Source organism: Microbacterium sp. Nx66 (assembly GCF_904066215.1).
Classification (GTDB): Bacteria; Actinomycetota; Actinomycetes; order Actinomycetales; family Microbacteriaceae; genus Microbacterium; species Microbacterium meiriae.
Map to the genome: position 1 here is coordinate 2,724,349 of NZ_LR880474.1, position 14,153 is coordinate 2,738,501.

The window sequence follows — 14,153 nt, forward strand, 5'->3', positions numbered from 1 at the left end:
AGGGCGCGACGTCGCGCTCAGGACAGTCGTTCGGGTGCGACGACGCGGATGACGGCGGAGTCGTCCAGAGCGCCGAGGCCCTGCGCTTCGCCGAGGAGGAACAGCTGCTCGGCCGCGGCGGCGACCGGCGTGGACAGGTGCGCACGGCGCGCGGCGTCGCCGACGATGCCGAGGTCCTTGACGAAGATGTCGAGGCGGCTGAGCACCTCCGCGCCGTCCTCGTCGTACGCCTGCAGGGCGCGCGGGCCGCGGTTGCCGAGCATGAAGGAGTTGGCAGCCCCGGCGGTCAGCGCGTCGAGTGTGCGGGCGCGGTCCAGGCCGAGGGCGTCCGCGAGGGCGAGCGCTTCCGCGGCCGCGGCGATGTGCACGCCGCAGAGGAGCTGGTTGACGGTCTTCAGCGCCTGGCCGTCGCCGGGCTTGTCGCCGACGATGGACAGCGTGGAGGCGAGCTGGTCGAGCACCGGGCGCGCCGTCTCCAGAGCGCTCGGGGTGGCGCCGACGACGATGAGGAGGTCGCCCTCCCCCGCCCGGACCGGACCGCCGGAGAGCGGGGCGTCCACGAGCTGCGCACCGTGCGCGGCGAGCTGGGTGGCGATCGCGTCGATGCCGTCCGTCCCCACCGTGCTGGTGAGGATCACGACCGCACCCTCGGCGAGGTGCGGGGCGAGCCCGTCCTCACCGAAGAGCAGCGCCTCGAGCTGCGCACCGGTCCGGACGGCGACGAGCACCGCGTCCGCACCGTCCACGGCGTCGGCTGCGGACGATGCCGGCGTCACGCCCGCCTCCGCCGCGAGAGCGATGCGTTCGGCGGCGATGTCGAAGCCGCGCACGTCGAAGCGCTCGGCGAGGCGGGTGGCCATCGGCAGCCCCATGGCGCCGAGTCCGATGACAGCGACGGTGGATGTCATGAGTGTCCTTCCGGGTTGTTTCCATCGTCGCCTGCGAGAGTGGCGACGACGGTGACGAGGGAGTCCGCGTCGCCGACGTTGCCGGCGAACACGACGTACGGGATGCCGACCGCGGGGCCGGTCTCCGGCTGCCACAGCGACACGAGGCCGGGCAGCATGGGGCCGAGCACGGTGGCCCGGCGGATCTCGAGCGCTTCACTGGCGACGTCGCTCGACGTGATGCCGCCCTTCGCGATGACGAAGCGGGGCGGCGCGATGGCGAGCACTCGACGCACGAGGTCGACCACTCCGCTGGAGATGCGGCGGGCGATCGCGAGGCTCTCGTCACCGTCGGCGCCGGTGACGAGTTCGCGGGTGGTGTGCACGATCACGGTACCCGTGGCGAGGGCGTCGGCGACCGCGTGCGCCTGCGTCTCGAGGTGGGTCTCGCGCTCGGGGCCGATGAGGGCGCGCACGTCGAGCTCGATCGTGCGGGTGTTCGGTCGAGCTGCCGTGAGGGCCTCGAGCTGGGCGGTGGTGAGCGGCACGTGGCTTCCGACGACCACGAGACCGCCGCGGTCGTGCGCGAAGGGGATGTCGTCCGCGCGCACCGGCTCGGCGATCTCCTGCCCGATGTGCGCGCGCACGTAGGGCGGGCCGACCCGGAGGAGCACGTCGCGGTCCCGCAGACGGTGCAGTGCGAGCGCGACCACACGCATATCGGACTCCTCGACCACGTCGACCGCGACGACCGTGCCGTCGGTCAGGGGTGCGAGGAAGCCGGCCACGGCGTCCACGCCCGCGCGGATGGTGCGGATGTCGAGGCCCGCTACCGCGGACGCCGGGATGCGGCCACCCGTCTTCTCGGCGACCCAGTCGCGCAGGTCTGAGGACGCGTAGCCGAAGGTCGCATCGGCCGCGAAGGGGGTCTCGCCGACCGGAGTGGCCTCGCCGTCGGTCACCCAGTAGTGCACGGAGTCGACCGTGATCCGGCCGGCGTCGGGGAAGGCGGGCACGAGCAGGGTCAGCGCGGGGGCGCGACCGGTGCGGGAGCCGATCTCCGCGGAGAGGACGTCGGTCTCGAGCGGGAAGTGCCCGCGCAGCGTCGAGTCGCCGCGCGAGACGAACGTGACGCGCCGCCCCTGGGCCTCGGCGGCGGCGAGAGCCACGTCGACGATCTCGCGGTTGCGGGCGGCCGCGGCGTCTTCGTCGAGCGACCGGGTGTTCGTGAGCACGTATACCGCGGCGGCGCCGGTGGCGAGCGCCTCGTCCAGGTCGGCACGCTCCCACCGGGTGAGGACGGGGAGGTTCGCGACCGACTGCGTGCCGGTGGGGTCGTCGTCCAGGACGACCAGCACATCCGTGGGATCGACCTCTGCACGGACGTCGGCGGCGGTGACGGCGACAGGTGCAGGCAGGGGGGCCAGCAGGGCGTCGATGTGCACACGAACTCCTTCGTTCCGGGAGATGGTCCGTGGTGGGGGCCACGGACCAGGGGAATCTGCATCGTTATCCGATATCAGATAACGACGAGCGTACCTCACGATCATCGCGGCTCCAAACCGACGGGGAGCGCGCGGATCAGCGACCGTGGACGAAGTGCAGCAGGTCGTCGCGGGTCTGGCGCATGTGACTGCGCATGGCCTGACGAGCGGCCGCGCCGGAGCCGGTCCGCATCGCCTCCAGCACCGCCGCATGCTCGGCCAGCGCGTGCTCGCGGATCTCCGGGATGGCGCTCGTCTCACTGCGGGTCGCCTGGAGCATCGTCGTGAGCGGACGCATCGAGGCGACGAGGATGCGGTTCTCCGCCGCGCGGATGATCACGTCGTGGAAGGCGAGGTCCGCCGCGACGAACGCATCCACGTCGGCCCGCTCGTGGGCCGCCTGCATCTCCTCGAGGAGTGCGGCCATCTCGGCGAGGTGCTCCTCGGTGCGCCGACCCGCCGCGAACTCCGCTGCTCCGGTCTCGAACATCATGCGCATCTCGAGCATCTCCAGCGACGAGCGCTCACGAGCGCCCGCGCTCTGGGCGTGCCGGACGACCGCGTCGAGGCCCGTCCACTCGTCGGTCGGCGCGATGCGGTGCCGGGTGCCCGGAACGGCGACGATCACGCCCTGCGCCTGCAGGAGACGGACACCCTCGCGCATCGTGAGACGGGAGACCCCGAACTGCTCCGCCAGCTCCCCCTCGGGAGGCAGCGGCTGCCCGGCCTCGAGCCGGCCCGCGATGATGGCGTCGAGCAGTCCGTCCACGACCGCCTGCGTCCGCGACACCCGCTCGACCTTCGTCACAGGTCGACGCCCACCAGCACGGGCTCCGGCTGCAGCACGAGGCCGAACTCGGCGTGCACGCGGTTCTGGATGAAACGGGCGAGCTCGGCGACCTCGGCCGCCGTGGCACCACCCCGGTTGGTGAGCGCCAGGGCGTGCTTGGTCGAGACGGACGCCCGCGAGCGGGGCAGCTTGAACCCCTTGCGGATGCCCGCCTGCTCGATGAGCCAGGCGGCGCTCACCTTCACGTCGGGGGCCTCGGTCTTCGTCGGCGGCACGTGCCCGTCGTACGAGGCGAGGGGGATGACGGTGACCGCGTCGAGGTCGGGGGCCACCGGCCACCGCGGGCACTCCGGCGGGAGGGACCGGGCCTGAGCGGCCGTGACGATCGCGTTCTGGAAGAAGGAGCCGACGCCATGCGTGTCCGGGTCGTCCGCATCGAGCAGCATGCCCTTCGATGCGCGGGTGGCGAGGATGCGCTCGCGCACCCAGGTCAGCGGCACCGGGGTGTCGTCGGTCAGGCCGAGGGCGCGACGCAGCTGCTCCCCGCGCACCACGCGCTCGCGGGCGACCAGCAGATCGACCGTGACGGACAGGATCACGGCACGACGCTGCGGCTCGCTGCCGTGGTGATGCTTGAGCACCGAGGTGCGGAATCCGAGCCCGAGCTCCGTCGCCGGCACGGTGGAGATCTCGTCGGAGCCCTCATCGATCAGCTCGACCTCGACGAGGGTCTCCTGGATCTCCTGGCCGTAGGCGCCGATGTTCTGCACGGGTGACGCGCCGACCGTGCCGGGGATGCCGCTCATCGCCTCCAGCCCGGCGTACCCGCGCTCGACCGCGTACGACACCAGGTCGTCCCAGCTGTGTCCGGCCTGCACACGCAGACGGACGCGACCGGGATGCGGCGACGGAAGCTCCTCGACGCCCCGGGTCCGGATGCGGATGACGGTGCCCTCGAACGGCTCGTCGCCGACGAAGAGGTTCGAGCCCCCTCCGAGCACCAGCCAGGGGTCGCCCTCCGCCCAGGTCTCGCGGAGGACCGAGACGAGCTCCGCCGTCGTCGTCGCCTCGCGCATGTGCGCAGGCGCAGCGCCGGTGCGGAGCGTGGTGAGCTCGGCCAGGCGGATCGGCTCGACCTCGCTCATCGGACGGCGACGCGCAGCTGCGCCTTGACGAGCACGGTGGTGTCGCCGGTCGTGACCTTGAGGTCGATGCGCGCGGACTCCTCGTCCACGGCGCCGACCGTCGCGACGACGTGCACATCGGCGCCGGTCTCGGGGTCGACCACCACCGGCTTCGTGAAGCGCACGCCGTAATCGAGGATCCGGGTCTGCGGGTCGAGCGCGGCCACGACCACCGACGAGGCGATGCCCATGGTCAGCATGCCGTGCGCGAGCACGCCGGGAAGGCCCACCGCGGCGGCGACGTCGTCGCGGTAGTGGATCGGGTTGAAGTCGCCGGAGGCTCCGGCGTAGCGGACGAGCGACTCCCTCGTCAGGTGCACGGTGCGCTCGGCGAGCACGTCTCCCACGGTGAACGCGCTCATGCGGTCTCCTCCTCGGCGCCGACGAGCAGGACGCTGGTGGCGGTCACCACGTGCGCGCCCGCTTCGTCGGTGATCTCGGCCTCGCTCGTGATCATGGCGTTCCCGCCCATCATGCGGATGCCGGTGACACGCAGCTGCGCCGTCAGCTCGTCTCCCGCGACGATCGGCCTGGTGTAGCGGAATCGCTGCTCCGCGTGGATCGTGCGCGCCAGCACGATGCCGGAGTCCGGCTCGGCCAGCAGCTGCTGGAGCGTGAGATCCTGCAGGACCATCGCGAAGGTCGGCGGCGCGACGACGTCGGCGAAGCCGGCCGCACGGGCGGCCTCGACATCGGTGTGCTGGGGGGCGTCGGCGAAGACGGCGCGCGCGAACTCGCGCACCTTCTCCCGCCCGACGAGGTAGGGGGCGGTCGGCGGGAACTCCCGGCCGACGAGTTCTTGGTTCACTGCCACCCGTCGATCCTACCGAGGCCCGCCGACGGCCCGCCGTGCGCGGGCCGTCCGAAACCCGGATGATATGCCACATCGCGGGGACCGGCGGGCCTCACCCCTGGGAGCGGACCACCATGTTCAACGTCATCCGACTCGGAACGACCTTCACCCGTGAGGTGTGAACGACCTCGCCGGCCCGGTCCAGCGCGCGCTTGCGGACGACGATGAGCGGATCGTGCTCCGGGCGGGCCAGCCACTCCGCGGTCTGGGCGGTGGTGAAGCCGACGTCGATCTCCCGGTACATCTCCGAGAACTCCACGCCGTACACGTCGCGAAGCACCTGATATGTGGAGGTGTCGTGGTCGATGTGCCGGTCGAAATCAGGGAAGCGCGTCAGTGAATACCGGCTGTCGTCGATGGAGAGGGGGATGCCGTCGAGAGCGAAGACGCGTACCAACCGGAAGACCGGGTCGCCGACCGGGACGCCGAGGCGCCGGGCGCGCTTCTCGTCGGCGGGGGTCGTCTCGGCGCGCATGATCCGTCGGGATTTGACCCCGTCCGCCACCACGGTGTCTGCGAAGCCACCCAGGGTCATGGCACCGATCACCTCGCGTCGCGGAGCGACGAAGGTCCCGCGGCCCTGCTGTCGGCGCACGATGCCGAGTCCTTCCAGATCGGCCACCGCCCGCCGCACGGTGATGCGGCTGACGCCGAAGCGCTCACACAACTCGGGTTCGGACGGAAGCCGTTCGCCTTCGGCATAGGTCCCGGCGTCGATCTCCCGCATCAGCAGGCTTCGCACCTGCTCGTGCAGCGGGGTCGAGCCGACGGCGGACGACAGCTGAGTCACGTCGGAGCCCTCCTCTACGTCGCCGGGTATCGCCGCAGCATCTGCGCGCGTGCGTCGTCCCCCGCATGCACAGGGTATCCGAACGCCCCGCGCAACGTGCAGGCGAGCGCTCCGCTGACGGCGGCCACATCGAGGCATCCGGCGAGATCGGCCCCACCCGCCCGTGCCGCGAGGAACCCGGTGAGGAAGGCGTCCCCGGCCCCGAGCGCATCGACGGCGTCGACCTCCCGGATACCGGTGCGCCGCACGGAAGTGGCGTCGAAGCCCACGGAGCCGCGGGCACCCCGCGTCACCACGGCCGATCCCATGCCGCAGGCCACGGCGAAGCGGCCGAGGTCGTCGATCTCGGAATCGCTGCGGTCCCCTCCCGAGAAGAACCCCACGTCGACGTGCGGAGCGGTCGCCCGGATCACGTCCGGCGACGCGTCGTCGGAATAGTCGTACGACACGCGGCTCCCCCGTTCCGCGATGGCCGGGAGCTCCGGCTCCAACGACGAATAGACCGAGGTGTGCACCCGGTCGAAGCCGGAGAGGTATTCATGATCGGCCTCGCCCAGCCGCAGCCTCAGCTCGGCCTGGACTCCCCCGCGATTCGAGGCGACGAAGCGCCGGTCGCCGTCCTCGTCCAGCGCGACGAAAGCCATGCCGTTCGCGCCGCGCACGCGTCTGACGCGGGCGCCGTCCACTCCGATCTCGTCGAGGACGCCCCGCACGTGTTCTGCGAAGCGGTCGTCCCCCATGATCCCGACGAATCCGGCGGTGCCGCCGAAGAAGAGCCTGCTGTACGCGGCGACGTTCAGTGCGTTACCCCCGGGATAGGCCAGGTCCTCATGCAGATAGCAGTCGAGCACGTTGTCCCCGACGCCGACGAGAGAGGGGGGCGGCACCGCGGCGAGTGCGTCCCTGAGCTGACCCGTATCCATCGTCATCCCTTCACACTCCCCGCCGCGACTCCGGCGACGAAGTACCGCTGCAGCGCGAGGAACACGACCACGATGGGCAGGGCCGCGATGGTCAATCCTGCCAGGAGCACACCCCACTCGGTGGAGAGCGAGTCGCGGAACGACATCAGTCCCGCGGGGATGGTGCGCAGCGCATCGGCGTCGATGTAGACGATCGCGAACAGGAACTCGTTCCAGGCGAAGTAACCGGTGAGGACGGCAGCGGTCGTCAGCACGGACGCGCTCAACGGCAGGTAGACGTGCCGGAAGACTCCGAACGAGCGGCAGCCGTCGATGGTCGCCGCGTCCTCGAGCTCACGGGGGATGCCGAGGAACACCGAACGGATCAGCAGGATCGCCATGGGCAGACGGAAGGCCACGTAAGGGAGGATCATCGCCCAGTACGTGTTCAGCAGCCCCATCGTGTCGAGAAGCCGGTAGAGCGGGATGAGGCTCACCTGGGGCGCCACCACCAGCCCGCCCATCGCCACGATCAGCACGATGTTCGCGACCCGGCTCGACAGCCTCACCATGCCGTAGGCGCACAGGGCCGCGATCGCGACGGTCGCGACGGTGGAGATGATCGTGACGATGACGGAGTTGACGAAGTAGTCGGAGATCCCGCGGTCCCAGGCGGCGGCGTAGTTCTGGACGAGCCAGACCGACGGCAGGCCCCACGGATCGGCGAAGATCTCGGACGAGGATTTGAAAGAGGAGATCACCATCCAGAGCAGGGGGTAGGCGATCACGACGGCGTAGACGGCCAGGATCACCTGGACCGGGGCACGGCGGACACGTTCCGCCGGACGAAGCCGGGTACTGCTCATGTCATTGCCTCCCGCTTCGGAACGAGACCATCTGCACGACGGACAGCACGAGGGTGATCACGAAGATCAGGCTCGCGATGGCTGAGGCGTAGCCCATCTCGTTCTGGAAGAAACCCTGGTTGTACATATAGGTCGCGAGGACCTGGGTGGTGTTTCCCGGACCGCCCTTGGTCAGGATGTAAGGCTCGTTGAACACCGTGAAAGCGCCGGAGACGGTGAGGATCATCGCGACGAAGATCATCTCCTTGGCCTGCGGGACGGTGATGCTGAAGAACTGGCGAACCCGTCCGGCGCCGTCCAGCGACGCGGCTTCGTAGTATTCCTCCGGGATCTGCTGCAGTGCGACGACGTAGAGCATGCAGACGTAGCCGATGCTCTGCCACTGGGAGACGCCGATGACCGCTCCCATCGCCGTGTCGACATCAGCCAGCCACGCCGTCTGCAGGCTGCCGAGTCCGATCGCCTCCAGCAGAGCGTTGAGGAGTCCGCCGCGAGCGTTGTACACGAACGTGAACAGCAGCGCGATCACGGTCATCGAGATCACGGCGGGAAGGAAGTACACGCTGCGCAGGAACGCGCCCATGCGCGGTCCGAGCAGCCGGGTCAGCCAGGCGGCGATCACGAGGGAGCCACCCACCTGGCAGACGATCGAGACGACCGCGTACAGGATGTTGTTGCCCAGGGCCGTCGCGATGATCGGATCGCCGAAGAGCCGCGCGAAGTTGTCGAGGCCGACGAAGCGCATCTCCCCGCTGCCGGCGCTGAAGGAGAAGAAGCCGAAGGCCGCATTGGCGACCAGCGGGTAGTACACGAACACCCCGATCAGGATGATCGCGGGAAGCACGTAGAGCAGGTTCGACCAGGCTCGGGAGCGTGTTCTCATCACGGTGTCTCTTCCGAAGGTGGGAGGGGCTGCCGGCCACGGGTGCCGGCAGCCCCGGTGCGGATCAGGAGGCGTCGCGCACGCGCTTCGCCGCTTCCTGCACGGCGGCCATGACCCCCTCGGGGGTCTGCTGGCCGCTGAGCATCAGCTGGGTCTCGGACAGATACGCCTGCACGATCTGCGGATCGTAGGCGTTGTCGAGCCAGGTCGTCATCGCCGAGGCGTCGACGATCCCCTGGGCGAGCTCCCGTGAGATCTCGGGCACATCCGCCTCTTCCACGGCCCCCTTGACCGGGCTCAGCTCGCCCGCTCGTTCCGCGTAGGCGATACCGCTCTGCTTGCTGAGCAGGAACTCGAGGAACCGCTGGGCCTCCTCGGGATGCTCCGTGGTCTTCGAGATCGCGAAGCCCTCCGGCGCTCCGGTCAGTTCCGCCGGATCACCCTTGCCACCCGTGACGGCGGGGAAGTTGAACGTGCCGTACTCGAACTGCGCGTCGCCGAAGTACCCCACCTCGGCGCTCTGCATGTACATGATCGGCGCCTCCCCCGCGATCCAGGCGTTGCGCGCGATCTCATGCCCGACGGCCGTGAGGTCGTCGTTCATGTACTCGGCGAGTTCCTGGAAGCGCTCCAGTGCCCGGACATATCCCTCGTCCGTGAACTCGCCGGTCGCCGGATCCTGATCCGCTGCGAACACCTCCGGATCGACGACACGCTGATTCAGCGTGCCGACGTAGTGCGCGATCGTCCACTGCTCCTGCGCACCGTACTCGATCGGGGTCATACCGGCGTCCTGGATCGTCTCCAGGACGTCGATGAACTCGTCCCACGTCGCCGGCGCCTCGAGTCCCAGCTCCTCGAAGACGTCCCTGTTGTAGAAGAACAGCTTCGACTGCATCCCCACCGGCAGGCCGTAGGAGGTGCCGTCGACCTCGAAGGCCTCCAGCTGACTCGGGTAGAAGCTGTCCCGGAAGTCCGCGTCCTCCTCGAGCCACGGCCCGAGGTCGAGCAGGGCGTCATTGGAGACGAGCTCGTCCACGAACGAACCGCTCCAGGTGAATAGGACGTCAGGAGCATTGGCGGAGCCCGCGACGACCTTCACCTTGTCCTTGTAGGCGTCGTTGAGCACGCTCTCGACGGAGACCTTGATGTCGGGGTTCTCCTTCTCGAACTCCGCCACCATGTCGTTGTAGTACGAGTTCTTCGGCTCGTTGGGCCAGCGGTGGAAGAAGCTGATCTCCACCTGGCCGTCCGACGCCTCGCTCTCGCCTCCGGCGCACGAGGCCAGGGGTAGGACGAGGGCTGCGGCGGCCGCAGCCGCCAGGCCGATCCGGGCTGATGTTCGCATCGTTGCGATCCTTTCGTTCCTAGTACTCCATGCGCCACATGTAGCGGCGCACGCTGAGGGGGTGTCCTCGGTGGTCGGCGAGTGCATCCGCGTACGCGCGGAGCACGACGTTGAAGAGGAGGTGGGCGAAGACGCCGCGCACCTCCGGAGCGACGACGTCCAGGCCGAACTCCTGGGCGTCGAGGACGAGCACCCGATCCGAGTGCTTCGTGACGAAGTCCACCGCGCGCTGCTCGACGGCCCGCGTCTCGTCGAGTCCGAGGAGGGCGATGAACGGCACGTCCTCCTCGGTGATCTCGAAGGGGCCGTGGAAGTACTCGCCGGCATGGATGGCGGCGGAGTGCACCCACTGCATCTCCTGCAGCAGGCAGATGGCGAACGAGTAGGCGGAGCCGTAGTTGGAGCCTGCCGCCATCGTGTAGATCAGGGGCGCGCGACGGTGGCGGTACCCCCAGGCATCGGCGGCAGCGGAGTGCGCTTCGCGCGCTGCCGGCACGAGGGCCGGCAGCTGGGCGACGGCCTCGTCGACTGCGCAGGCGATGCCGGCCTGTTCGCGGTCGTCCAGGATGCCGGCCGCCAGGCGCAGCAGCAGCGCGGGACCGACGTGGGCCTCGCTCTTCCCCTCGCCGTGCTGATACGCCACCACGTGCTCCGATGCCTCGGCGAGCGGCGACGTCGGGTCGAACGTGAAGGCGACCGTGAGCGCACCGCGCTCGCGTGCGTGCTTCGCCGCGGCCACCGTCTCCGGCGTGGTTCCGGAGTGCGAGCAGAGCAGGACGAGGGTGTCGGCGTCGACGCGCGACGAGGCGCGGCTGGTGAACTCGGCCGCATTGAGCGCGGTCGCGTCGAGCGACACCGCCTTGGTGCCGAACAGGTACTCGATGGGCTGCATGACGGCAAAGGAGCCGCCGCAGGCGGTGAGCACGACGCGCGAGATGGTGTCCCGGGTCGCGATCGCCTGGCGGGCCGCAGCGAGCTGGTTCTCGATAGCGGCGGAGTCGACGAACAGAGCGGTGGCAGACAAGATGGTCCCTTCTGATGACCTTCGATCAAACATCATGACTCGTTATATAACGTCATGTGATGACTGACGATAGCGAGCACGAAGACGCCTGTAAAGAGGTACGGCGAAAATCGTTCGCCGGAGTCACCGAAAGAGCGGGCCTCACGCGCTTCTTCCGGCGGCGCACACCGGGTGTCCGGCGGCCGCGGGATCAGCCGCGCCGGCGGCCGCGGACGGCCTTGATGGCCATCTGCACCGCGATCACCACGAGGTAGGCGGCGAAGAGGAGGTTCCCGACCGTCGGGTCGACGATGGTCGCCAGCCACGCGCCGAGGGCCGTGGTGGTGCACGCCGAGACGCCGATGAGCAGTGCGGCCAGGAGGTCGACGTTGCGGTTGCGGAGGTTGCCGACTGTGCCGGAGAGAGCCGTCGGGATCATCATGAGCAGCGAGATGCCCTTCGCGACGAGGTCGCTCGTCCCGAACGCGAGCATGAGCACCGGGACGACGATGACGCCGCCGCCGACGCCGATGAGGCCGGCCAGGACGCCGGTGCCGATTCCGACGACCACCAGGGCGATCCCGGTCAGCCAGGTGAGCTCGAAGACGGCGTCGCGCGACGGGATCACGAGGAAGAGGCTCACGATCACGACGACGAGGAAGCCGACGAAGCCCCAGCGGAGGGCGGTCTGCGAGATCCGCGGGAGCAGGCGGGTGCCGATCTGCGCGCCGACCACGGCCCCGGCGGCGAGGATCAGCGCCGGGATCCAGGCGACGGAGCCCGATGCGGCGTAGGAGATGACGCCGACGGTCGCCGTCGGGACGATCGCCGCCAGCGAGGTTCCGGCTGCCAGCCGCTGGTCGAACGCGAGCAGGAGCACCAGCAGCGGGACGATGACCGTGCCGCCGCCGACGCCGAAGAGACCGGAGAGGAGGCCCGCGAGGAGGCCGATGCCGATGAATGCCGCGTAGGCGCGAGGCCCGCGTTTCAGGACCGTCGCATCGTTCACCGGATCAGCCTACTCCCGGCCTCTCCCCCGCTCGAATCGTGCCGGGTCAGACCTCCGAGTCCGCTGTGACGGGCACCGCGATGGACTCCGTGAGCGCCTGCTCGTAGCGTCGCTGCCGGCGCCGCAGCCACAGCCCGCCGGCGATGAGCAGCGCGAGGATGACGTAGGCGACCGCGGAGAACGGCTGCGCGATGAGCGTCGTCAGGTCGCCCTGGCTGAGCTGCAGCGCACGACGGAGCTGCTCCTCCCCCATCGGCCCCAGGATCATGCCCACCACCAGCGGCGCCACCGGGAATCCGTACCGCCGCAGGAAGTAGCCCAGGACGCCGATGATGAGCAGGATGAGGATGTCGACGACCGCGAAGTTCAGCGCGTACGCCCCGAAGGCGGCGAACAGGAGGATGCCGGCGTACAGGTACGGCCGCGGGATCTGCAGGAGCTTCACCCACATGCCCACCAGGGGCAGATTCAGCACGAGCAGGATCACGTTGCCGATGTAGAGGCTCGCCACCAGCGCCCAGACGAGGTCCGCCTGTCCGGCGAACAGCTGCGGCCCGGGCTGCAGGCCGTAGGTCTGGAACGCGGTGAGGATGATCGCCGCCGTCGCCGTCGTCGGCAGGCCCAGCGTCAGCAGCGGCACGAGCACGCCCGCGGCGGCCGCGTTGTTCGCCGACTCCGGGCCCGCGACACCCTCGATGGCCCCGCGGCCGAACTCGTCCTTGCGGCGCGAGAGCTTGCGCTCGGTGGCGTAGGACAGGAAGGTCGCCACGTCGGCCCCGCCGGCCGGGATCGTGCCGATCGGGAATCCGATGGCGGTGCCGCGGAGCCAGGGCTTCCACGAGCGGCGCCAGTCGTCCTTCGTCATCCAGCTGCGCCACCCTCGGGAGACGGGGATCACGTCGATCGCGCCGTGCCGCAGGCGGGCCGCGACGTAGAGCGTCTCGCCGACGGCGAAGAGCCCGACGGCCACGAGCACCACGTCGATGCCGTCCGCCAACGGGAGCAGGCCGAGCGTGTAGCGCTGCTGCCCCGAGAGCCAGTCGGTGCCGACCAGGCCGAGGAACAGACCGACGCCGAGCGACAGCAGGCCCCGCGAGACGGAGGACCCCATGAGCGCGCCGACCGTCACGAAGGCCACGACGATGAGAGCCACGTAGTCGGCCGGCCCGAGGTTCACGGCGAACTGCGCGAGTACCGGGGCGAGCAGCGTCAGGCCGACGGTCGCCAGGGTGCCCGCGACGAACGACCCGAGCGCCGCGGTGGCCAGGGCCGCCGCTCCCCGACCGAGCTTGGCCATCTTGTTGCCCTCGATCGCCGTCACGATCGACGACGACTCCCCCGGTGTGTTCAGGAGGATGCTCGTGGTCGACCCGCCGTACATTCCGCCGTAGTAGATCCCGGCGAAGGTGATCAGGGCGGCGGCCGGTTCCAGCGTGTAGGTGAGCGGCAGGAGCAGGGCGACGGTCATCGCCGGCCCGATGCCCGGAAGGACGCCCACGGCGGTGCCGATCAGCACGCCGAAGAAGGCGAAGACGAGGTATTGGGGCTGCAGCGCGGTCGCGAACCCCTCGAGGAGCAGACTCCAGCTGTCCATCAGAACATCCTTCCCAACCAGCCGAGCGCCGGTCCCCACGGGAGCGACAGCCCGAGCAGACCGCCGAACACGACCTGCACGACCAGCGCGATGATCACGCCGATGAGGAGCGCCATCCACCAGCGCCGCGCACCGAGCGCCCAGGCGACGCCGCCGAACAGCAGGGCCGCGGCGGGTGCCCAGCCGAGCGGTTCGATGAGGAGCAGGTGCGCGACCACCAGCGCCATGATCTTCACGAGCGTCAGCCAGTCGGTCGGGAGGCTCTGATCGACGTCCTCTCCGTCCTCCGGCACACCGCGGTGTCCGCGGAAGATGCTCACGACGACGGCGAGCGACGAACCGAGCAGCAGCACGGAGACGAACAGCGGGAAGACCGTAGGCCCCACCTGGCCGCCTGCGGGCACATGGATGGTGAAGACCCCGGCGAACGCGAACACGCCGAGGGCCACCATGAGCAGGGCGAAGACGAGCTCCCCCCGCGGGAGGGACGCGACGAGGCGTGCGGACCGACGGGCGTCGGTCCGCACCTCCTCGCCGGGTCCGGAAGACCCGGTCGTCAT

At 69.8% G+C, this 14,153-nt stretch carries 15 protein-coding genes; all 15 read right to left on the reverse strand.

Annotation, left to right across the window (positions count from 1 at the left end; translation table 11 throughout):
- Positions 1-17: 17 nt before the first annotated feature.
- A complete protein-coding gene (locus MICNX66_RS13035; protein WP_187662226.1) occupies positions 18-908 on the reverse strand; it encodes an NAD(P)-dependent oxidoreductase in 891 nt (296 codons plus the stop codon).
- Positions 905-2,332, reverse strand: a complete 1,428-nt coding sequence (locus MICNX66_RS13040; protein WP_187662227.1) for a four-carbon acid sugar kinase family protein — start codon at positions 2,330-2,332, stop codon at positions 905-907. The genes MICNX66_RS13035 and MICNX66_RS13040 overlap by 4 nt, the downstream gene beginning before the upstream one ends.
- A gap of 136 nt (positions 2,333-2,468) precedes the next feature.
- The gene (locus MICNX66_RS13045) at positions 2,469-3,179 is read right to left on the reverse strand and encodes a FadR/GntR family transcriptional regulator (protein ID WP_187662228.1); all 711 of its coding nucleotides are present in this window, start codon (positions 3,177-3,179) and stop codon (positions 2,469-2,471) included.
- Entirely contained in the window at positions 3,176-4,306 is a 1,131-nt protein-coding gene (locus MICNX66_RS13050; RefSeq protein ID WP_187662229.1) for a UDP-N-acetylmuramate dehydrogenase, read from the reverse strand. Before MICNX66_RS13050 ends, MICNX66_RS13045 begins: the two co-directional genes overlap by 4 nt.
- Positions 4,303-4,707, reverse strand: a complete 405-nt coding sequence (locus MICNX66_RS13055) for a MaoC/PaaZ C-terminal domain-containing protein (protein ID WP_062632840.1) — start codon at positions 4,705-4,707, stop codon at positions 4,303-4,305. The genes MICNX66_RS13050 and MICNX66_RS13055 overlap by 4 nt, the downstream gene beginning before the upstream one ends.
- Complete coding sequence (locus tag MICNX66_RS13060; RefSeq protein ID WP_187662230.1) at positions 4,704-5,159, reverse strand: FAS1-like dehydratase domain-containing protein; 456 nt, start codon at positions 5,157-5,159, stop codon at positions 4,704-4,706. Before MICNX66_RS13060 ends, MICNX66_RS13055 begins: the two co-directional genes overlap by 4 nt.
- 91 nt (positions 5,160-5,250) lie before the next feature.
- On the reverse strand, positions 5,251-5,988 hold the full coding sequence (locus tag MICNX66_RS13065; protein WP_025102374.1) for a GntR family transcriptional regulator: 738 nt from the start codon (positions 5,986-5,988) through the stop codon (positions 5,251-5,253).
- 14 nt (positions 5,989-6,002) lie between these two features.
- Entirely contained in the window at positions 6,003-6,917 is a 915-nt protein-coding gene (locus MICNX66_RS13070) for a PfkB family carbohydrate kinase (protein ID WP_187662231.1), read from the reverse strand.
- A complete protein-coding gene (locus MICNX66_RS13075) occupies positions 6,914-7,756 on the reverse strand; it encodes a carbohydrate ABC transporter permease (protein WP_187662232.1) in 843 nt (280 codons plus the stop codon). Before MICNX66_RS13075 ends, MICNX66_RS13070 begins: the two co-directional genes overlap by 4 nt.
- Position 7,757: 1 nt before the next feature.
- Complete coding sequence (locus tag MICNX66_RS13080; RefSeq protein ID WP_187662233.1) at positions 7,758-8,639, reverse strand: carbohydrate ABC transporter permease; 882 nt, start codon at positions 8,637-8,639, stop codon at positions 7,758-7,760.
- Positions 8,640-8,703: 64 nt separating this feature from the next.
- Complete coding sequence (locus MICNX66_RS13085; RefSeq protein WP_187662234.1) at positions 8,704-9,987, reverse strand: ABC transporter substrate-binding protein; 1,284 nt, start codon at positions 9,985-9,987, stop codon at positions 8,704-8,706.
- Positions 9,988-10,006: 19 nt separating this feature from the next.
- On the reverse strand, positions 10,007-11,011 hold the full coding sequence (locus MICNX66_RS13090) for an SIS domain-containing protein (protein ID WP_187662235.1): 1,005 nt from the start codon (positions 11,009-11,011) through the stop codon (positions 10,007-10,009).
- A 190-nt stretch (positions 11,012-11,201) separates the two neighbouring features.
- Positions 11,202-11,999, reverse strand: a complete 798-nt coding sequence (locus MICNX66_RS13095) for a sulfite exporter TauE/SafE family protein (RefSeq protein ID WP_187662236.1) — start codon at positions 11,997-11,999, stop codon at positions 11,202-11,204.
- 46 nt (positions 12,000-12,045) lie between these two features.
- Entirely contained in the window at positions 12,046-13,593 is a 1,548-nt protein-coding gene (locus tag MICNX66_RS13100) for a tripartite tricarboxylate transporter permease (RefSeq protein ID WP_187662237.1), read from the reverse strand.
- Positions 13,593-14,153, reverse strand: a complete 561-nt coding sequence (locus MICNX66_RS13105) for a tripartite tricarboxylate transporter TctB family protein (protein WP_187662238.1) — start codon at positions 14,151-14,153, stop codon at positions 13,593-13,595. The genes MICNX66_RS13100 and MICNX66_RS13105 overlap by 1 nt, the downstream gene beginning before the upstream one ends.